Source organism: Hyunsoonleella aquatilis, assembly GCF_014270105.1.
Lineage (GTDB): Bacteria > Bacteroidota > Bacteroidia > Flavobacteriales > Flavobacteriaceae > Jejuia > Jejuia aquatilis.
On sequence record NZ_JACNMF010000001.1, the window covers coordinates 652,123 to 670,526 of the forward strand.

Sequence of the window (18,404 nt, forward strand, 5' to 3'; positions counted from 1 at the left end):
CAGTTATTTTGAGCCTACAATCATAGACTTCAATTTTTTCATACACCTATATTTTTTATTTCGGGCCGTGGTTTCTTCAATGTTCAGTTCAATAGAAATATCCCGTAACGATTTTTTCTCAAAGTAAAAGGTTCTTAAAAGTTGTTTACAAGGTTGTCCCAAATTTTTAAAGGCCTCCATGGCTAGCTTTAGTTTTTCATCGTCTTTGGGTTTACCCTCATTAAAGTCCTCATCCTTAAAAGTATTCAGGGCTTCATCTGTTAGCGATCTTGAGCCTTTAAATGACTTTGAACGCACCACGTCTGTCCATTTGTTTTTTGCAATTCGATACAGATACCCTTGAAGCGCAGTTTCATTTTCGGGCTTAAACCTGTCAATTTTGACATGATTCCAAACCGTAATAAATGCCTCTTGATAGATGTCTTTGGCATGATCGACAGATCCGCTGTTTTTTAAAACCAAACTTTCCACTTTAGGATAATTTTCAATGTAAAAACTTTTTAAAGCTTTTGAATTGTTGTTTTTAATAGCCTCGATAAGATGCAGTTGATGCTCAAGTTTGGTGGCTTGTCTCATAGTTATAGCAATTCCAATGAGAAATATACAACTATTTCATCCTACACCAAATACTTCACTATTAAATGGTTATTATTTCGATTATTTACTTTTTTTCTCTGTTTTTGTGTGATATATTTTTCGTTCTCATTAGCTTATATTCGGGTTATCTGGTGCTACATCGAAAATGTCAGGAACACCGTCGTTATCTCTATCAGATAGAGATTCTCTGTCCGGAAGCAATAATTCGAAGGTAATGGGGAAGAACACATTCATTACCAAATTATCGTATTCATTTATTGGTCCTGCTGAGATTGAAATTGTAGCGGAGCTTCCCAAGGGAGTTGGAACAACAGCAACCGAAATAATAGCCCTTGTATTGCCAAACCTTATGGCTCTGTTGCTTACGGCTCTTGAAATTCCTCCAAAATCTGCAACTTGGGTAGGGGGCGCACAATCAACTATTGGTGTGCCATTAAATCCGTATTCGTTAACCAAAAGATCATTAATAACAATGGCTCTTATTTGGTCAATATTTGTGGTGGTAAATGAAACCACGGGATAATATCGCCAAAATACTTTATTTTGAACGTCATTATTCGATCGCCTTATGTCTGCACCAAATGCCGAATTGGGTATGGCGATTTCGGTAGCCGTATATCCTTGTGGCACATCAAAACTCATATTGATATTAGGAAATGAATGGGTGAATCTGACTTTGGGATCTGGCATAATAGGAATACTCGAAAAGGGGGCGGGAATTCCATTTGCGGCGTCCCAATATACGGCTGTTGGGCCAACCAAATTTGGGCACCCTTGCTGGGATGTTGCGTTTGCTAAGTTTACTGCATCATTATCATTGGTGCTGCAAGATGCCAAAAGAATGACAATTACTAATATACCGCAAAGTTTTATCGCTTTCATGGTTTTAAACTTTTAGTATTTGATGTACATCGAAAACATGTATTAAATGTCATCAATATTATTGTTGAATATTGTATTGCGTCCAATCTTGGTTATTCATGGAGTTGTCGATATTGGGATTGTAGTTGGCATCATTGGTGCCATAGTATTCATCATTTTGGTTCACCCAATAATGGTCGTTTTGGCCTTCGGCGTAGTATTGTTGCCCGGTGCTCGGATTTGAAATTGTAGTGCGTTCCCATATACCATTGTTGATGGAGCTTGAATGTCCGGCATCGTTCATTGCATTGCGACGTTTCCAGCTTTCATGGTTGCTGTCGGTGATGGAACTGTAGGTTCTGCCGTTGTTCAAAATAGCCTGTCCTTGAGCCTTGATATTGGACATGCGTTGCTGGTGTGCGGCCGCACTTTGTCCCGAAAGTTGCGCATAATATTGGTTGTTCGCCTGCACCCATTGTGGGTTGATTTGAAAATTCACCAAGGAATTGATAAAAGCTTTTTTTGCTCCTTCGTAAGCATTGGCGGGTGCACCCATCGCATTCAAGGTATAGCCCCAATCCATGCCACCGGTAGTTGGGTAGTGGTTGGTAAAATAGCGGATGATGCCTATCGATTTTTCGCCTTTTTGGTCTACCCATTCTGTGGCTACGCACTGATATTGCTTGTTCTCTGGCATTCCTTTAAATAGATAACTGTCAAATTGTTTATCGAATCGCGCCAATGCGGGCAATTGAAACTGATTTACAAGTTTAAGGCCTTGTTGCTGGGCATAGGGGATGATATCCTCCTGAAGTACCCGGTTTAAATCTTTTGGAGGTGCAACGCGACTGCCATTTTGCTGACTGATGTAATTTAATTCTTGGTTGTTGGAAAAGAAATGGGAAATAAAACGTTCGCCATAAACCTTAACGCCATCATTGGATTCAAACAAAACACCTTCCTGCTTATTATTGCTTACTTGCCAAGAGTTTGGAATGGGCATTACGCCTACGGGCATGCCAAATTGCTTGCTCATTACTTTGTAACCTTTTAAGGCGCCATTAGGACGAGCGTTAGTTTGTACAGGTTGAGCTTTATTAAATTCTGGTGCTTCATCCTCAAAATAAGTTTCGGAATCGTATCCGAATTCGGCGTAATCGTTGTTTTCTTTTTGCTGTCCGCAGGAGAAAATAACTAGGGTTAAAAAAGATAGAATACAAATGGAAGTTTTCATAATTTCTAATAGGTTAACAGTTTATTATTTCGATTTATACTATCACATCGAAAGGATTTAAAAATGTCATCACCGCATCAACTTTTTAGTATTTTTGTGAAATGGGAAAACCGCTGACCGAGCAAGAGTTACATAATTTGGCCATGAACCATGTGGGTAAGGAATTGGAAGAACGTGGTTATGAATTTATTGCCGTAAACAGTAAGTTGAAAAAGCACCCGCAATTTGTGTGTGTGGATAAAGACAACCAATATTATTTTGTAATTGTGAAGGTGGCGATACTGCCGGATAACCCAAATAATTACGATGTGGTTTGGATGGAATCCTTCAAGAAACATGCGCGGGACAATAATGCCAAGGTACTTTATGCAGGAGTGGGTATTGGCAATATTGATGGCGAAACATCTCATATTTATTTGGACGAGGAATACCTTTTGGAATATAGTGGTATCCGACTTGTTGAAACCAATTTAAATTAGGTTTATGATTTTTATGAAAAAGAAAATGGCTCCAGCCTGGGGCTTTGTTTTTGTGTTTGTTTTGATTTTAGTTTCGTGCAAAACGGAGGTGAAAAACACTAAGTTGTCAGGTTCGGTTTTCGGTACGGGATACTCCATTATTTATGATTCCCAGGTGGATTATACTTCTGAAATTGATAGTCTGTTTGCAATATTGAATAAATCGCTATCCACCTATATGCCTAATTCGGATATTTCGAAATTGAATAGAAACGAACCTATTGAAATTGACGAGCATTTCATCAAAGTTTACGATACTTCAAAAGCCATTTTTGAGCTAACTGAAGGTGCTTTTGATCCTACCATCGGGAATGTGGTGAATGCCTGGAGTTTTGGCGCAGATAGAGCCATTGAAAATTTGGATAGTTTGAAGATTGACAGTCTAATGCAATATGTGGGTTTTAATAAAACTAACAGAAAGGGTTCAGAAATTTTAAAATCTCATCCTAATGTATATTTGGAGTTTAATGCAATTGCTAAGGGCTATGGTGTGGATGTCATTGGCCAGTTTTTGGAATCGAAAAAGGCCCATAATTATTTAGTTGAAATAGGGGGCGAAATACGAGCCAGGGGTAAGAATGCAGAAAAACAATCACCGTGGAAAGTGGGGGTGGAGGAACCTCATTTTGATGGACAGCAATCCATTTTAAAAGCCATAACTTTAAATGATGAAGCGATGGCAACATCAGGAACCTATAGAAAATTTAAGGTAGACGAAAATGGGAATCGCTATTCTCATATTATCGACACCAAAACTGGTTATCCCAGCAAAACCAATTTGTTGAGTATTTCCGTAATTGCCGAAAATTGTATGATAGCGGATGCCTATGCCACAGCTTTTAAAACCATGGGGATTGAAAAAATAAAGCCGTTTTTAAAGAATCACCCTGAGTTAAAAGTATTTTTGATTTTCCAAAATGAACATAAGGACTTTGAAACATTGGCACTGAATGGATTTGAGTAACCCAGAGGTTTAATTATTGAGCCTTACTCTGGCTTCACTCTGTCTTCCTTTCACCCAAAATATGTTCTTGTTTTCAATGGCTGCGTAAACTTTTAAATCACCAAACCGCTCTTTATTGCTGTATGCGTAGTCACAAAGTATTTTTTTAAAAAAACAGCTGGCATTGGATTCAATATCAATTTCATCTTTTGAAAATTTGATTGTGTTGGCTTCGATGATCTCAAATTTTAATTCCTTATGGGTTTTATGCCTTCCTGTTAATCTTGAAACTGTATCGTAGTATACGTTGTTGAATCCTTTGGAAATAAGATAATACATCAGCTTTGATTTCTTTTCATGCCAAAGAAAGTATAATTGATGTAAAACATTCTTTTTCTGCGAAATATAAAATGTCTCAAAATCATAAACAAGATTGGCCCATCTGCGTTTATAAGCAAAATCACCAAACCCAATATCGAAAAGTTTGATATTATTATCGATAGACCATTCGATTTCTTTGTACAGACCGATATTGCCTAGGCTGAATTTGGAATAGTCAAGGTCATATGAAGATACCGAACCCACTAGAATATCGTCTAGATTGTAGTTCAGTGATATTTGTATTGGCATGCCATAGTCGTAAATCACAAATAGGGAAGCACTCTTATTGTTAATACCGTTGTATGCCAGGTTAACAAAATACCCCCAGTCTTTTAAGGCTTTATTTCGTCCACTTCTTTGCGTAAATCGCTTGCGGATCATTTCTTTAAGTAGATGCATCAATTCCTCGCACTCTTCTTTTGAAATATGCCCAAAAAATGTTCTGTACGAAATATCGAAACTTAGTTCGAGTCTGCTAATGGAACGTGTGATAACCTTTCTGAAATTACTACTACATTCGGATTTTAAATAATCTTCGACAGAAGTAAGTTCTTTTTTAAGGCTAATGGCAAGGCCTGGTTTTACAAGGGTCTTTGTGGGGTGTAATTCACTGTTAAAACTCAATTCTAGATAATTTGGAATTAATTCAAGAATATGACTTGTTGCGTCAAGCTGATTTTCAGTAACTATTCTGAGGTTCAAAGGTGAATCAAAAAGGAATATGCTTTCTAAAACTTGAGGGACATAGTGCTTTTCAAACACAGATGTATAGAAATCTATCGTGCGTATTGAAAATAGCTTGAGTTTCATGTCAGTGGTATGTATTTTGAGTCCTTAAAAGACTCAAATTCATATTTAGGGCAATGGGATAAATATAGTAAAAATGGTAAAAATGTGCATGAACCCCTATTGTTGCCCTTAAATAGTGGGGCTCGTTTTATGACAGATTGGAATAATTTCGCCCTTTGCCAAACAGTACTTTTCTATTTGACTTTCTTTCATAGCGGAGGTATAATCAACTTCCTTTACTTGAAAGCCTACGCTTCTTAGCTTGTCAAAAAAATCCCTTCCGTAAACACGAACATGGTCGTACTGCCCAAAGATTTTAGCACGCTCTTTTTTATCGGTTATGCTATCATCTTCAAAAGTTCGCTCTCTATTTAAATCCTGTGGAATTTGAAAAACACCCCAGCCATTTGGTTTCATTACGCGATAGAGTTCTTGCATGGCCTTGGTGTCATCTGGAATATGCTCTAAAACGTGATTGCAAAGAATAACATCAAATTCATCATCTTCAAAAGGAAGATTACAAATATCTGCCTTTACATCTGCCAAAGGGGAGTTTAAATCCGTGGTGACATAGTCCAAACTTTCCATATTCCGGAATCGTTTGTAAAAGGCTTGCTCTGGGGCAAAATGCAATACTTTCAGATTGGAGGTAAAGAAATCAGTTTCATTTTTTAAATACAGCCAAAGTAACCTATGGCGTTCTAAAGAAAGAGTGGAGGGGGATAGCACGTTATTTCTCTGTTTGCCATAACCGTAAGGCAAAAAGGTTCTAAAACTTTTGTTGTCTATTGGGTCAGTAAACTGATGACCCTTCAAAAAGAATACTAAAATAGGACGAATGACGTAGCTTAACCTAATGAGCAGGGGTCGAGGTACAATATTTAGAATAATTTTGAAGAGTTTTTTGGACACGAATTTCACGAATTATCACAAATTAATTAAAGTACGATGCGCTTATACTTTAAGCTATCTTCACCAAAATTAATTAGTAAACCTAACTTTAATTTAGAAACGGCCAAATAGTTTAGAGTTTGCTTTGTATGAGCGGGTGTCAAACATTCAATGGCTTTGATTTCTAAAACGATCTTATTTTCAATAATAAAATCCGCGTTATATTTATGAGGTAAAACATTGCCTTTGTAGTTGATGGAATACTTGGTTTCCCTAGAATAGTTTATATCATTGTCAATAAGCTCAATTTCTAAAGCGTCGGCGTAAACAACTTCATTAAACCCCTTGCCTAATTGATTGTGAACCTCCATGCATAATCCAACGATTTTATAAGCTTCATCTTTATAAATCAAATTGGGCATGGTTTAATATTGGTGCAAATTAGTGAAATTCGTGTCTAAAGCACCAAAGCTTCTTGCCTAAATTCAGCCTCTTCATTACTTTCAATACCTAATGCCTCATAGATATATGCAAATGTTGAAAGCAGTTCAGGTTTGCCATCGATAAGCGCCACGTCATGTTCAAAATGTGCGGATGGTTTACCATCTAAAGTTGTAATCGTCCAGCCATCCCTGTGTTGTCTAATGCGGTGTGTACCCATATTAATCATAGGCTCAATAGCTACCACCATACCCTCAACGAATTTCTTGCCTCTGCCCCGTTTGCCATAATTTGGCATTTCTGGGGCTTCGTGCATTTCGCTTCCTAATCCGTGACCCACAAGTTCACGAACCACACCGTATCCAAAGGATTCACAATATTTTTGAATGGCAAATCCAACATCGCCGACACGATTATTAGCCTTAAATTCTCGGATGCCAACATAAAGAGATTCTTTAGTGACTTTTAAAAGTTGTTCCGTTTCGGGTGCAATTTCACCAACAGGAAAGGTATAAGCATGGTCGCCATAAAAACCATTTTTCAAAGCCCCACAATCTATAGAAATAATATCTCCATCAACTAAAGGATCGTTATTAGGAATACCGTGAACCACCTGAGAATTTGGGCTCATGCAAAGTGTGTTAGGAAAATCATATAGCCCCAAAAAACCAGGAACCGCACCATGGTCCCTAATAAACTCTTCGGCGATTCTGTCTAATTCCAACGTAGTCACACCAGGTTTAATAGCTTTTGCTACTTCCCCCAACGTTTTTGAAACAATCAGTGCGCTCTCGCGCATCAGTTCAATTTCTTCTCTGGTTTTTACCTTAATCATTATCTAAATAAATCTAAAAAACTCTTTTTCTTTTTGGGTTGGATAGGTTTTGTATCCGAACCTATCAGGAGCTGGTAAATTTCGCCCCAGCCCAAAAAACCACCAATGTTTCTATCATCAATAAATACATCGGCGTTAATTTTTCTGCTGATATCGTTGGTGTATTCTTCTTCTGGAAAACTTTGGTTTACCGCATAAAAATGAATGCCATTGTCCTCACAAAAGGCCACAGCTTCATCTAATTTATCTCCGCAACGATAGGTCCATAATATCAAACGGTGGCCTTCCTCTTGCAACTTTTTCAGCGTTTGAAAGGCGAACATTTGAGGCTTTCCAATTTTTGGGTATGCGTCCTCAACAATGGTGCCGTCAAAATCAACCGCTATTATAAGTGTATCACTAAAATTCATTCGATTCAGGGTGTAAATTACGGCTCAAAGTTAATGCTTTTTATTCTATTGCCTTAAACCAAAGGATGTTGCGTCATGGCCTTGGGCTGCTCAACTCCTATCAACTTTAATATTGTAGGAGCTAAATCCCCTAAAATACCATCCTTGATTTCCTTTAATTCATTGTCTATTAAAATGACTGGCACTGGATTCGTGGTATGTGCTGTATGAGGCGAACCATCTGGATTTATCATGGTTTCGCAGTTGCCATGGTCAGCAATAAGCAAAGTGGTATAGCCATTGTCTAAAGCAGTGGTTACCACTTCTTCTACGCATTTATCTACAGCTTCGCAGGCCTTTATGGCGGCTTCCATCACTCCCGTGTGTCCTACCATATCACCATTGGCGAAGTTTAGACAAACAAAGTCTGTTTCCCCTTTTTCCAGTTCAGGAACAAGTGCATCTTTCAATTCGTATGCGCTCATTTCAGGTTTTAAATCGTAAGTGGCCACTTTGGGCGAATTTCTTAAAATCCGCTTTTCGCCTTCAAAAGGCTCTTCCCTTCCACCAGAAAAGAAAAAGGTTACATGTGGATATTTTTCGGTTTCGGCTATCCTAATTTGAGTTTTATTGTGCTTTGCCAAAACTTCACCCAAGGTTTCCGTTAGGTTTTCTTTGTTGAAAACCACTTTTATGCCCTCGTAAGTATCATTATAATTGGTTAGGGTGACGTAATGCAAATCAAGGATTTTCATATCGTAATCGGGAAAATTTTCCTGAGATAAAGCTTCCGTCAACTCGCGTCCTCTGTCAGTCCTAAAATTGAAGAAAATAATAACATCGCCATCTTTTATTTTGGTTACCGGTTTACCATTTTCCGTAGCAATTAGGGGTTTGATAAACTCATCGGTAATATCGTTTTCGTAATTCGCCTCGATGGAAGCAACAATATCCTCGGTAGATTCTCCTTCACCTTTCACCAAAGCATCATAAACCAATTTTATGCGTTCCCAACGTTTGTCGCGGTCCATGGCGTAATACCGTCCAGAAATTGATCCAATTTTGGCACCTGTGCCTTCAATGTGGGATTGCAACTGCTTTACAAAACCAGCACCCGATTTAGGGTCAACATCGCGTCCGTCTGTAAAGCCATGTACATAAGAATTAGCAACGCCAAATTCGTTTGCGGCATCAATCAGTCCCAAAAGGTGATTAATATGCGAATGCACCCCACCATCACTTAAAAGTCCTAAAAAATGAACATCTTTTTGCTCCTCTTTGGCATAGGCAAAGGCATCAATTAAAACCTGCTCTTTTCCAAGTGTTTTGTTTTCAACAGCTTGATTTACTTTTACCAAATCCTGATATACAATTCTGCCTGCTCCCAAATTCATATGGCCCACTTCGCTATTGCCCATTTGGCCTTCTGGAAGCCCAACGTGCAACCCGTCGGTTCTCAGGGAAGCACTGGGGTATTTTGTGTATAAGGAATCTATAAAAGGGGTATCTGCATTATCTATGGCCGATACTTTTGGGTCGGGTGATTTCCCCCAACCATCTAGTATCATTAGGATGACTTTTTTGTTCATTTTTTGTGGTTTATTTAAGGTTGCAAAGATATGAATTTCGTAGGGATTCAGTCTCAAATAGGAGCTGAATTATTGGGGTTGAAAGCGAAAAGTTTTATTGTGTTTTGGGGATCGATTTAATCTTAACATTTGTTAATTAAAACGTTAAAAATATGTTATTTAAGATTTTGTAGTGTAACAAATAAATTTTTTTGTCGTCTCTTTAACATAATCAAAAAACAAATCATTAATCAAAATCTTTCATCATGAAAAAAACAATCATTCTTTCAGCCATTGCGCTATGCGTATCTTTTTTAAATGTTAATGCAACAACTACCATTGAAAATTCTGCGGATTATGGTATTCAGGCCGTTTACGAGGTAAACCCTTTTTGCGTGTCCATTGCAAAAGGAGACTTCGACACCGTTAAAAAACTAATTGACAGAGGAGTTGACATCAACCAAAAATCTAATGGAATGACTCCTGTAATGTACGCTGCCAAATTTAACAGAACCGAAATACTAAAACTTTTAATAGAAAAGGGGGCGAAATTAAAAACCAAATCAGATAAAGGCATGACTGCTATGAAGTACGCTAAAATACATAAGGCAACTGATGCGGAAGCAGTTTTAAAAGAAGCCCTTACCAAGAAGAAAAAATAATTAATAGTATCAATAATTATTTTGAATTAGTCACATGAGAAAAGCCCCGAACGGGGCTTTTTTTATTGGTTTCTGTATTTATCGATGGCTTCCTCGATTTTCTCAATCCTGTTTTCTGGGTCAGGGTGTGTGCTTTGAAACTCTGGTACGCGATTGGGGCCAGCGGCTTCTTTTAAAATCTTCATCACACCAATCATTTCTTTGGGGTTGTAGCCAGCTTTTATCATAAATAGAACTCCTAAATCGTCACTTTCCAGCTCATCATCCCTGCCATTTTTAAGCAAGGTGTTTTGTCCAATACTGTTTACGAAACTGCCCATGTCCGCTCCAACTGAGGCACCCATGGATAAGGTCTTCCAGAAGTTAGCCTCGCTTATCCGCTCATTCGAGTGTTTCCCTAATACATGGCCGATTTCATGTCCTAAAACTCCCGCCAATTGGTCTTCATTTTGAAGTTTGGAAAATAGTGCGTAGGTAATGAATATCTGTCCGCCGGGCAATGCAAATGCGTTGATAGCTCTTGGATCGTTTAGCAAATGAAACTCATATTTATAGGGAGTTTTTCTTGCGATACTATTATTGACAAGTTTCTTGCCCACATTATCTACCAGTGCCTGATATTGCGTGTTGGGGTGAAGTCCTCCATGTTGTTGCGCCATTTGGGGTGCACTTTGTAAACCAATTGCGATTTCCTGTTCAGGAGATAAGGTGATGGTTTGGGTTCTGCCAGTATATGGGTTTTCTTCTTGTTGACTGCACTTTCTGAGAAAGGCAAACGCAACAATTGCAACGCCTATTAAAAGCCTTATTTTAAAATTTCGTCCTCTCATGTTTAGGTTTTTAGGGTATTAAATTTACGAAATTTTTGAGGCTTATTATTGAGACCCAGTTTTTTTGAAAATGTCACAGGAAAAAAAGCGGTCATTAAAGGTTTTTGAACATAACATAATGGGTGCCGATACCTTCAATATTAAAGGGATTGCCAATAATTTCATATCCATTTCGATTGTAGAAATTAACCGCGACCTTCCTGGCATTGCACCACACCGTTTCAATATCTTCAGCTTTTAGAGCTTTTTCACCGAAGGCCAATATTTCTTTTCCAAACCCCATGCCTTGAACTTTTTTCATTACAGCCATGCCTCTTAACTGGTATTGGTCTTTACTTTTCAGAAGGTCATTTTTGTTTTTCATAAAAGAAGCTATAGCTACAATTTCATCTTTCAGAAATAACCCAAAATGCAATGTGGATTCTAAATCATCACCATCAAACACACATGTGGAAACAGGTTTTCCCGGCCGTAAAACGGGATGTCTTACAATGTGTGTTTCTTTCGCAGTGATTTTTTTTATTTTGAAATCGATAACAATATAACTTTAACCAAATCTCTGGTTCAAACTTAATGAAATTTTAATTTTTTACTGAATTAAGTATCTTCACCTAAAAATAGATAGATGTCTCTCAAATTCGAAATTTTGGATAATGCGGATATAGGTAAAGTAGTTCCTTTGGTTGAAAAGTTAAATGACTACAAAATCCCGAAAATCATTTTGAAACAGCGTTTTTCGGAAATGGTGGGACAGAATTATGAATGTGCCGTAATTCTTGATGACAGTGTTATTGTTGGAGTGTGCGGACTTTGGTATTGTACGAGGCATTATTCGGGGAAAAGCGTGGAGGTGGACCACGTTTTCATTGAGGAAAATTATAGGGGTCAGGGCCTTGGAAACCGGTTTTTTAAATGGATTTATGACTACGTAAAAGCCAAAGGTTTTGAGGCTATGGAATTAAATACCTATGTGACGAATGCTGGGTCGCATAAGTTTTATTTCAATGAAGGTTTTAAAATTTTAGGCTATCATTTTTTAAAGAAGTTCTGATTGTTTTTTTGCAAAACCGATCCGGGTTTCTATATATTTTCGGTGATAATGCGGGAGTAGCTCATCCCGATAGCTATCGTGAGGTGGAGCGTCAGCCTTCCAAGCTAAATGTCGTCACCCTTATGGCGTGATTTCCAGCTCTCGAGGCTTCATTTTCTCAATGGAGCCTTTTTTATTTCAAATCTTTTAGGCTTGTTTGGGTTTCAATTTCATATGGTGCCTTTGCATATTCAAAAATACGAGCTTTGAGATTGCCTTTTAGAATAATATCATCATCCGTAACGTACAACCAACTTCCTTCTCTAAGGCCCACGACCGGCTGGGTATTAAAATGGTGAAATTCCTTTATTCGAGTTTCTCGCGTTTCACCCATGTGGGTGCTATTTTTATCGTGGTCTAAATAATGGGGATTGACATTGAAAGGCACAAAAGCCAAAGCATTAAAACTTGGCGGATACACAATCGGCATGTCGTTTGTCGTTTTTACCGTAAGTCCGCATATGTTACTTCCGGCACTTGTGCCTAAATACGGTATGCCATTGTTTACGGCAGATTTCAAAGATTCTATTATATTATTGCGATATAATTGGTCAATGAGAACAAAAGTATTGCCTCCGCCAACAAAAATACCTTCGGCCTCTTCTATGGCTTTCATAGGGTTTTTAAGGGTGTGGAGACCAGCTACAGTTTTTCCGATTTTTGAAAACGCTACGGATACAATTTTGCTATAATCATTATGCGAGATACCACTGGGGCGGGCATAGGGTACAAAAAGAATCTCCTTAGCTTCCTTAAAAAATACCGACAATTCATCCAAAAGATATTCGAGGTAACCACTCCCGTGGACTGTTGAGGTACTGGCAATAATAATGTTACGCATGTTCAAACTGGTTTTGAGAATAAAACTAACCAATTTTTAACATAATTTAAATAATCGGTGATTTTTAAAAATCAGTTTTAAGTCGTATTTTTCATAAAAATTGTAATGAAATTTGCCGTTGTGCAAAAGCAAAAATCTAATCTATGAAAAAGACATTTTATCTTTTAATCTTATTTGTTGTTCCTTTTTTAAATGCCCAAACTGTTTCGAGAACCGAGGTAGAAGGGAAAATAGTGGTCGAGCATAATGATATTTCGGGGATAACCATTTACAACGCTTCGTCCAATAAGGGTACAATTACTAATGATGCCGGGGAATTTGTTATAGCTGTTGGTTTGAATGATAGGATCGAGGTAAGTGCACTACAATTTCAAAATTTAAATTTCAAGGTGAACGAGGCCATTATCCAGTCCAGACGAATGAAGATTTTCCTAATTGAAGAAATCAATAAACTGGACGAGGTTATTGTGAAGACTAGGGGTTTAATTGGGATTTTGGATGCTGATATCGAATCCACAAAAACCTTCAACCCAAAATTGGACGCACTTTATTTTGGAGTAAAGCACAGTAGCGAGTACGATTTTGAAAAGGACAATAAAACTGAGGTGCGGAATGTGTCCATGGTGACGGAGCAAACGCGATATGTTAATGGATTAAACCTCATTAATGTTGTTGACCAACTCTTACTTCCCCTTTTTAGGTCCGAAGCCAATGATAAAAAGAAACCTGAAGTGCCAGAAGTACCGGCGAAAGCGGTGAAGTATTATTTTGCATCTGAGTTTTTGGTGGACAATTTCAATATCCCAGAGCATCGTGTTGAGGATTTTATCGCCTATGTGGAAAGTGGTGATTTTGATTTTTCCCTGCTGAATTACGGCAGGGAATTGGAGTTTTTGGAACTACTCAATAAAAAAAGTGTGGAATTTTTAAATAATGAATAGGATTCCATTCGCTTCTTAACAAAACTTTACAATCGATTTTAATTTTATTTAAGAGTCTAAGCCCGTTATTTAGGCTCTAAATTACCGATTTTGAAGGTTTTTATTATTTTCGTTTTGCTTTTTTCCATCCAAATTGCAATGGCGCAGACTATTGAAATTTATGGTAAAGTTGAGAGTTCAGTAAATATTGAAAACATCCACGTAATCAATGCAACGGCCCAAAAATTTACGATAACTGACCAAAATGGTGCCTTCCGAATTCCCGTAAAATTAAATGATACGGTAAGTTTTTCATCCGTTCAGCATGAGCCTAAAGATATTATTATCACTTCGGAAATTTTAAGAATAAGAACCATTTCCGTCAGGCTTAAAGAAAAAATCAATACTCTGGATGAGGTGTTTGTAGGAAAGATTTTAACTGGGGATTTGTCTTCGGATATTGGAAATGTAGGGGGGGAAATGCCAGTCAATTTTTTTGACCTTGGCATTCCTGGATATACGGGAAAGTTAGCCACCCAAAGTGAGCGAAGATTGCACGAAGCCACTACTGGGGCTGGTATCGTACCTTTAAATCCAATAATAAATGCGATTACTGGCAGAACCAAAATGCTAAAGCAACGCATTCAGCATGAGAACAATGATGCCCTCTTGAAACGTATTCGTATCGATTTGTCGGAAAGTCTATTTGCCTTAAATCCATTGGAAGAAGAGTTTCGAATGGACTTTTTCTTTTTCTGCGAGATGGACCCGAACTTTTTTTCTAGGTGCAACGGAAAAACTGATTTGGAGGTCTTGGATTTTCTTCGTGAAAAGCTAAAGGAATACAAAATAAATCAAGCTGAAACTAAAAATTAAATGGCTTTCGTTTTTTACCCATAAATATTGGCGAAACTACTGGAGAAGAGCTTCCCCTCTAAGAAGAGGGGAGTTAGGGGAGTGTTGAATCCCTGGTATCCAAAATATTCGAGATATAATATTTTGGAACGTTATTTGAAAATGATATTTGACTATTTTAGCCATTATTTCTAAAATACTTATGAGGTATTTCAAACTTCTTGCATTAACGGTTTTGTTTATCGGAGTCACCGCTTTCAAGACGCTTCATAAATATTATATCAGTGTCACTCAGGTGGAATATGTGGATAAAAAGCAGTCGGTGCAGATCATCACTCGAATTTTTATTGATGATTTAGAAAACGTTTTAAGAGAGCGCTATGACGCAGATATTACTTTGGGTGAAGGGAATTCGCAGTTGAGTGATATGTATATTGAAAAGTACCTCAATAATAAACTGAATATAAAAATAAACGATAAAGATTACCAATTGATTTTTATTGGAAAAGAAATCGATATCGATATTGTAAAATGCTATCTAGAAATTGAAAACGTGAAAAGTATCGATAACTTTGAAGTATCAAACAAAGTATTGTTCGATTTGTTTTCAGATCAGCAAAACATTGTAAAATTGAACATTAACTCCCAAAAGAGGAGTTTTGTACTAACTTCCCAAAATACTAAAGCAGTGTTAAATTTTAATTAAATTAAAGTTTAAACCTTGTTAAAACCCTTATTTTTGAACGCTTTGTGTAACAAGTTGATAAAATCTGTTCTCATATTGTGAAATTTACTAAAGAACTATTAGCACAATGACACGTCTTCTGAATTTCTTCCTATGTTTTGTTCTTGTGTCGGCAGGAACATTTGCCCAAGAACAAGAAAATACAACGGTAAAAAAGGGTCGCACCAATACCAATAAATTTAGGCAACTGTATGACGAGTTTGCCACGCCAAACGTTTACAGAACAGCCTCGGGTGCCCCAGGCCATGCCTATTATCAGCAACAGGCTGATTACAAAATGGATATTGTTTTGGATGATAAAAACACCAAACTTTCAGGTTTTGAAACCATAACTTACACCAACAATTCCCCCGATGAACTAAAATATCTGTGGTTGCAATTGGAACAAAATATGCGGGCTAAGGATTCAAAATCCCCATTGATTGAGAGTAGTTCTACCGAATCGATAATGTTTCCAAGGACCTTTATAGGTAATTATCTACAAGAACCTTTTGACGGAGGTTTTAATATTGAAAAGGTGGAGGATACCAACGGCAAACCTTTAAAATATATGATTAACCGAACGATGATGCGGGTGGAGCTACCAAAACCTATGAAGACGGGTGATAAGTTTTCATTCAATGTCCAATGGTGGTATAATATCAACGACCATGTAATTAAAAGGGATCGTTCCGGCTACGAGTATTTTCCAAAGGACGGGAATCGGGCTTATGTAATTGCCCAATTCTTTCCAAGAATGGCAGTTTATAACGATGTTGAAGGCTGGCAAAATTTCCAGTTTTGGGGAGATGAGGAGTTCGCGTTGCCCTTCGGTAATTATGAGGTGAATATTACTGTGCCGTCTGATCATATTCTGGACGCAACCGGAGTGCTTACCAATAGAAAGGAAGTGTACTCCAAAACCATGATGGAGCGTTATGAGAGGGCCAAAAAATCCTATGAAGAACCAGTATTAGTTGTTACCCAAGAAGAAGCCGAAATGGCAGAAAAAGGCTTTTCCAACGAAACTAAAACATGGAAGCTTAAAGCGGAAAATGTTAGGGATTTTGCTTTCGCATCCTCCAGAAAATTTATTTTGGATATGATGGCCGTTAAAATTGGAAATAAAGATGTGATGGCTGTATCTATGTATCCAAAGGAAGGTAATCCACTTTGGGAGGATTGGTCCACCAAAGCGGTAGCCAGCACCTTAAAGACATATTCCAAAATGACTTTTGACTATCCGTATCATAAAGCGATTTCGGTACATGCAAAAAATCAGGGTATGGAATATCCAATGATCTGTTGGAACCCCGGACGACCTAAGGAAGATGGTACGTTTAGCAATAGAGTTAGATATAGTATGCTAGGGGTAATCATTCACGAAATTGGACATAATTTTTTTCCAATGATTGTCAATACTGACGAACGGCAGTGGGCTTGGATGGACGAAGGTATCAATTCTTTTTTGGAGTATTTGGCGCAGTTGGAATTTGGTGAAACTTATCCAGATGCCTTGGCTCCTGGACATGATATTTACCCTGCGGATAGAGGGCCAGCTAAGTTGATTGTTCCTTATATGAGTGGCAATCAGGATAGGATAGCGCCCATTATGTCGAAACCCATGAACGCCTATCAATTGGCAGATAACGCCTATAGCAAACCCGCAGCGGCACTGAATATTTTAAGGGAAACCGTAATGGGCCACGAACTGTTTGATTATGCCTTCAAGGAATTTGCAAATCGATGGAAATTCAAACATCCTACGCCTGAAGATTTTTTTAGGACAATGGAAGATGCCTCTGCAGTAGATTTGGACTGGTTTTGGCGTGGCTGGTTCTACACCACCGATTGGGTGGATATTGGCGTAAAAGAAGTGAAAAAATATTATGTATCCTCTGAGCCAGATGCAGATATGAAAGCAATAATGAAAGACCGTGGCATAAAAAGAAGACAATTAAGGCCATTGGTGTATTTAGTTGAAGAGGGGAGCGAAGAATTTAAAAGTGCTATGAAAGATCAAGATCCTTCAGAAGTCGTTACGGTCAAGGAATACTTGATGGACAATTTTACCGCTGAAGAACGTCAAAATATTAAGGCCCCAAAATATTTCTACAACATTACTTTTGAGAAACCGGGCGGTTTGGTAATGCCCATCATTGTAGAGTACACTTATGCCGACGGAACAAAGAAATCAGTGACCTACCCTGCTCAAATTTGGCGTTTCAATGATAACGAAGTTAGCAAGGCTATAGCTTCAGATAAGGAAATTATAAGCATCGCCATTGATCCTAATGAAGAGACTGCAGATGTGGATACCTCAAACAACACGTGGCCTAGGGAATTCCAGCAAAGTGAGTTTGAGAGGTTCAAACAACGGGTTAAAGGATAAGAAAATGAAATTGTTCTGGGTATCGAAAACCTATGGAATTTTGTCATTTTGAACTATCAGACTGAGCGGAGTCGAAGTCCTATATCAGAATCCTAATGGGTGATTTTTGTGAGAACCTGAAACAAGTTCAGGTTCTCTAAAGATAAGGCGTTTCGTTAGCAAAGATTCTGAAACAATCCCGAAAGCTTTCGGGACAGAATGAAATAGTTCCTTTCTTTTTAAATAACCTTTTTATTCTCACCGAACAACTCACTATATTTGCATTGTGATACAGCAAGCAATATTTTTGTTTATAAGCGGTGGTGAAATCGCCTTTATCCTATTTATCGCGGTGATGGTTTTTGGAGCCGATAAGCTCCCCGAAATCGCTAGAGGTTTGGGCAAGGGCATGCGTACCCTCAAGGATGCCACCAACGATATTAAGCAGGAAATCACTAAAACTGCCGAAAACCACGGCGTAGATACCAGTATCACCAAAGATGTTAAACAAGAGCTTGATAAGGTAAAAGAGGATTTGGAGGACTTCACTGGATCAGTTAAGCGGAAATTTTAGCGCTTTTCTTGCTGTGTATTTAATCTATTAATCGATTTCATAATACATTTTACCGAATTTTTAAGCGAGGTATCATTTTAAAAAATAGGT

21 protein-coding genes are annotated in these 18,404 nt (G+C 37.9%); 9 read left to right on the forward strand and 12 right to left on the reverse strand.

Features of this window, described 5'->3' with window-relative positions:
* Positions 1-3: 3 nt before the first annotated feature.
* The 3 genes from H7U19_RS02745 to H7U19_RS02755 form a co-directional block, all read right to left on the reverse strand.
* The gene (locus tag H7U19_RS02745; RefSeq protein ID WP_186558393.1) at positions 4-576 is read right to left on the reverse strand and encodes an RNA polymerase sigma factor; all 573 of its coding nucleotides are present in this window, start codon (positions 574-576) and stop codon (positions 4-6) included.
* A gap of 129 nt (positions 577-705) precedes the next feature.
* Complete coding sequence (locus H7U19_RS02750; protein WP_186558395.1) at positions 706-1,479, reverse strand: hypothetical protein; 774 nt, start codon at positions 1,477-1,479, stop codon at positions 706-708.
* Between the two features lie 58 nt (positions 1,480-1,537).
* Positions 1,538-2,692 carry a hypothetical protein gene (locus H7U19_RS02755; protein ID WP_186558396.1) on the reverse strand — a complete coding sequence of 385 codons (1,155 nt, stop codon included), beginning with the start codon at positions 2,690-2,692 and terminating at the stop codon, positions 1,538-1,540.
* A 101-nt stretch (positions 2,693-2,793) separates the two neighbouring features.
* Here H7U19_RS02755 and H7U19_RS02760 point away from each other — a divergent pair, with 101 nt between their 5' ends.
* Complete coding sequence (locus H7U19_RS02760; protein WP_186558398.1) at positions 2,794-3,171, forward strand: Na(+)-translocating NADH-quinone reductase subunit F; 378 nt, start codon at positions 2,794-2,796, stop codon at positions 3,169-3,171.
* A gap of 4 nt (positions 3,172-3,175) precedes the next feature.
* On the forward strand, positions 3,176-4,174 hold the full coding sequence (locus H7U19_RS02765) for an FAD:protein FMN transferase (protein ID WP_246454576.1): 999 nt from the start codon (positions 3,176-3,178) through the stop codon (positions 4,172-4,174).
* A 9-nt stretch (positions 4,175-4,183) separates the two neighbouring features.
* On the opposite strand, the gene H7U19_RS02770 is transcribed toward H7U19_RS02765, so the two are convergent.
* From H7U19_RS02770 to gpmI, 6 genes are all read right to left on the reverse strand, one after another.
* Positions 4,184-5,344, reverse strand: coding sequence for a GNAT family N-acetyltransferase (locus H7U19_RS02770; RefSeq protein WP_186558400.1), 1,161 nt, complete (start codon positions 5,342-5,344; stop codon positions 4,184-4,186).
* A 108-nt stretch (positions 5,345-5,452) separates the two neighbouring features.
* A complete protein-coding gene (locus tag H7U19_RS02775) occupies positions 5,453-6,235 on the reverse strand; it encodes a methyltransferase domain-containing protein (protein ID WP_186558402.1) in 783 nt (260 codons plus the stop codon).
* Positions 6,236-6,261: 26 nt separating this feature from the next.
* Positions 6,262-6,636 (reverse strand): GxxExxY protein, encoded by a 375-nt coding sequence (locus tag H7U19_RS02780; protein WP_186558404.1) that lies wholly within the window; start codon positions 6,634-6,636, stop codon positions 6,262-6,264.
* A gap of 35 nt (positions 6,637-6,671) precedes the next feature.
* Positions 6,672-7,490, reverse strand: coding sequence for a type I methionyl aminopeptidase (gene map, locus H7U19_RS02785; protein WP_186558406.1), 819 nt, complete (start codon positions 7,488-7,490; stop codon positions 6,672-6,674).
* Positions 7,490-7,900: a BT0820 family HAD-type phosphatase gene (locus tag H7U19_RS02790; RefSeq protein WP_186558408.1), complete on the reverse strand. Its 411-nt coding sequence runs from the start codon at positions 7,898-7,900 to the stop codon at positions 7,490-7,492. The genes map and H7U19_RS02790 overlap by 1 nt, the downstream gene beginning before the upstream one ends.
* A gap of 53 nt (positions 7,901-7,953) precedes the next feature.
* Positions 7,954-9,468, reverse strand: coding sequence for a 2,3-bisphosphoglycerate-independent phosphoglycerate mutase (gene gpmI, locus H7U19_RS02795; RefSeq protein WP_186558410.1), 1,515 nt, complete (start codon positions 9,466-9,468; stop codon positions 7,954-7,956).
* A 245-nt stretch (positions 9,469-9,713) separates the two neighbouring features.
* Here gpmI and H7U19_RS02800 point away from each other — a divergent pair, with 245 nt between their 5' ends.
* Positions 9,714-10,109, forward strand: a complete 396-nt coding sequence (locus H7U19_RS02800; RefSeq protein WP_186558412.1) for an ankyrin repeat domain-containing protein — start codon at positions 9,714-9,716, stop codon at positions 10,107-10,109.
* Positions 10,110-10,171: 62 nt separating this feature from the next.
* On the opposite strand, the gene H7U19_RS02805 is transcribed toward H7U19_RS02800, so the two are convergent.
* On the reverse strand, positions 10,172-10,939 hold the full coding sequence (locus H7U19_RS02805; protein ID WP_186558425.1) for a M48 family metalloprotease: 768 nt from the start codon (positions 10,937-10,939) through the stop codon (positions 10,172-10,174).
* Between the two features lie 94 nt (positions 10,940-11,033).
* On the reverse strand, positions 11,034-11,384 hold the full coding sequence (locus H7U19_RS02810) for a GNAT family N-acetyltransferase (RefSeq protein WP_343069067.1): 351 nt from the start codon (positions 11,382-11,384) through the stop codon (positions 11,034-11,036).
* A gap of 180 nt (positions 11,385-11,564) precedes the next feature.
* On the opposite strand from H7U19_RS02810, the gene H7U19_RS02815 reads away from it, so the two are divergent.
* Entirely contained in the window at positions 11,565-11,990 is a 426-nt protein-coding gene (locus tag H7U19_RS02815; RefSeq protein ID WP_186558433.1) for a GNAT family N-acetyltransferase, read from the forward strand.
* Between the two features lie 172 nt (positions 11,991-12,162).
* Here the strand turns inward: H7U19_RS02815 and pepE are convergent, their stop codons facing one another.
* The gene (pepE, locus tag H7U19_RS02820) at positions 12,163-12,870 is read right to left on the reverse strand and encodes a dipeptidase PepE (protein WP_186558435.1); all 708 of its coding nucleotides are present in this window, start codon (positions 12,868-12,870) and stop codon (positions 12,163-12,165) included.
* A 143-nt stretch (positions 12,871-13,013) separates the two neighbouring features.
* On the opposite strand from pepE, the gene H7U19_RS02825 reads away from it, so the two are divergent.
* From H7U19_RS02825 to H7U19_RS02845, 5 genes are all read left to right on the forward strand, one after another.
* Complete coding sequence (locus H7U19_RS02825; RefSeq protein ID WP_186558443.1) at positions 13,014-13,811, forward strand: carboxypeptidase-like regulatory domain-containing protein; 798 nt, start codon at positions 13,014-13,016, stop codon at positions 13,809-13,811.
* Between the two features lie 90 nt (positions 13,812-13,901).
* The gene (locus H7U19_RS02830; RefSeq protein ID WP_246454577.1) at positions 13,902-14,666 is read left to right on the forward strand and encodes a peptidase associated/transthyretin-like domain-containing protein; all 765 of its coding nucleotides are present in this window, start codon (positions 13,902-13,904) and stop codon (positions 14,664-14,666) included.
* Positions 14,667-14,847: 181 nt separating this feature from the next.
* Entirely contained in the window at positions 14,848-15,351 is a 504-nt protein-coding gene (locus H7U19_RS02835) for a DUF6702 family protein (protein ID WP_186558447.1), read from the forward strand.
* Between the two features lie 106 nt (positions 15,352-15,457).
* Complete coding sequence (locus H7U19_RS02840) at positions 15,458-17,761, forward strand: M1 family metallopeptidase (protein WP_186558449.1); 2,304 nt, start codon at positions 15,458-15,460, stop codon at positions 17,759-17,761.
* Between the two features lie 265 nt (positions 17,762-18,026).
* Positions 18,027-18,314, forward strand: a complete 288-nt coding sequence (locus H7U19_RS02845; protein WP_186558451.1) for a twin-arginine translocase TatA/TatE family subunit — start codon at positions 18,027-18,029, stop codon at positions 18,312-18,314.
* The last annotated feature ends 90 nt before the right edge of the window (positions 18,315-18,404 follow it).

Coding starts and splice junctions, on each gene's coding strand:
- map (WP_186558406.1), bottom strand. CDS start 7,490: ATGATTAAGGTAAAAACCAGAGAAGAAATTGAACTGATGCGCGAGAGC.
- H7U19_RS02805 (WP_186558425.1), bottom strand. CDS start 10,939: ATGAGAGGACGAAATTTTAAAATAAGGCTTTTAATAGGCGTTGCAATT.
- H7U19_RS02745 (WP_186558393.1), bottom strand. CDS start 576: ATGAGACAAGCCACCAAACTTGAGCATCAACTGCATCTTATCGAGGCT.
- H7U19_RS02765 (WP_246454576.1), top strand. CDS start 3,176: ATGATTTTTATGAAAAAGAAAATGGCTCCAGCCTGGGGCTTTGTTTTT.
- H7U19_RS02840 (WP_186558449.1), top strand. CDS start 15,458: ATGACACGTCTTCTGAATTTCTTCCTATGTTTTGTTCTTGTGTCGGCA.
- gpmI (WP_186558410.1), bottom strand. CDS start 9,468: ATGAACAAAAAAGTCATCCTAATGATACTAGATGGTTGGGGGAAATCA.
- H7U19_RS02780 (WP_186558404.1), bottom strand. CDS start 6,636: ATGCCCAATTTGATTTATAAAGATGAAGCTTATAAAATCGTTGGATTA.
- H7U19_RS02790 (WP_186558408.1), bottom strand. CDS start 7,900: ATGAATTTTAGTGATACACTTATAATAGCGGTTGATTTTGACGGCACC.
- H7U19_RS02815 (WP_186558433.1), top strand. CDS start 11,565: ATGTCTCTCAAATTCGAAATTTTGGATAATGCGGATATAGGTAAAGTA.
- H7U19_RS02800 (WP_186558412.1), top strand. CDS start 9,714: ATGAAAAAAACAATCATTCTTTCAGCCATTGCGCTATGCGTATCTTTT.
- H7U19_RS02770 (WP_186558400.1), bottom strand. CDS start 5,344: ATGAAACTCAAGCTATTTTCAATACGCACGATAGATTTCTATACATCT.
- H7U19_RS02750 (WP_186558395.1), bottom strand. CDS start 1,479: ATGAAAGCGATAAAACTTTGCGGTATATTAGTAATTGTCATTCTTTTG.
- H7U19_RS02835 (WP_186558447.1), top strand. CDS start 14,848: ATGAGGTATTTCAAACTTCTTGCATTAACGGTTTTGTTTATCGGAGTC.
- H7U19_RS02825 (WP_186558443.1), top strand. CDS start 13,014: ATGAAAAAGACATTTTATCTTTTAATCTTATTTGTTGTTCCTTTTTTA.
- H7U19_RS02760 (WP_186558398.1), top strand. CDS start 2,794: ATGGGAAAACCGCTGACCGAGCAAGAGTTACATAATTTGGCCATGAAC.
- pepE (WP_186558435.1), bottom strand. CDS start 12,870: ATGCGTAACATTATTATTGCCAGTACCTCAACAGTCCACGGGAGTGGT.
- H7U19_RS02755 (WP_186558396.1), bottom strand. CDS start 2,692: ATGAAAACTTCCATTTGTATTCTATCTTTTTTAACCCTAGTTATTTTC.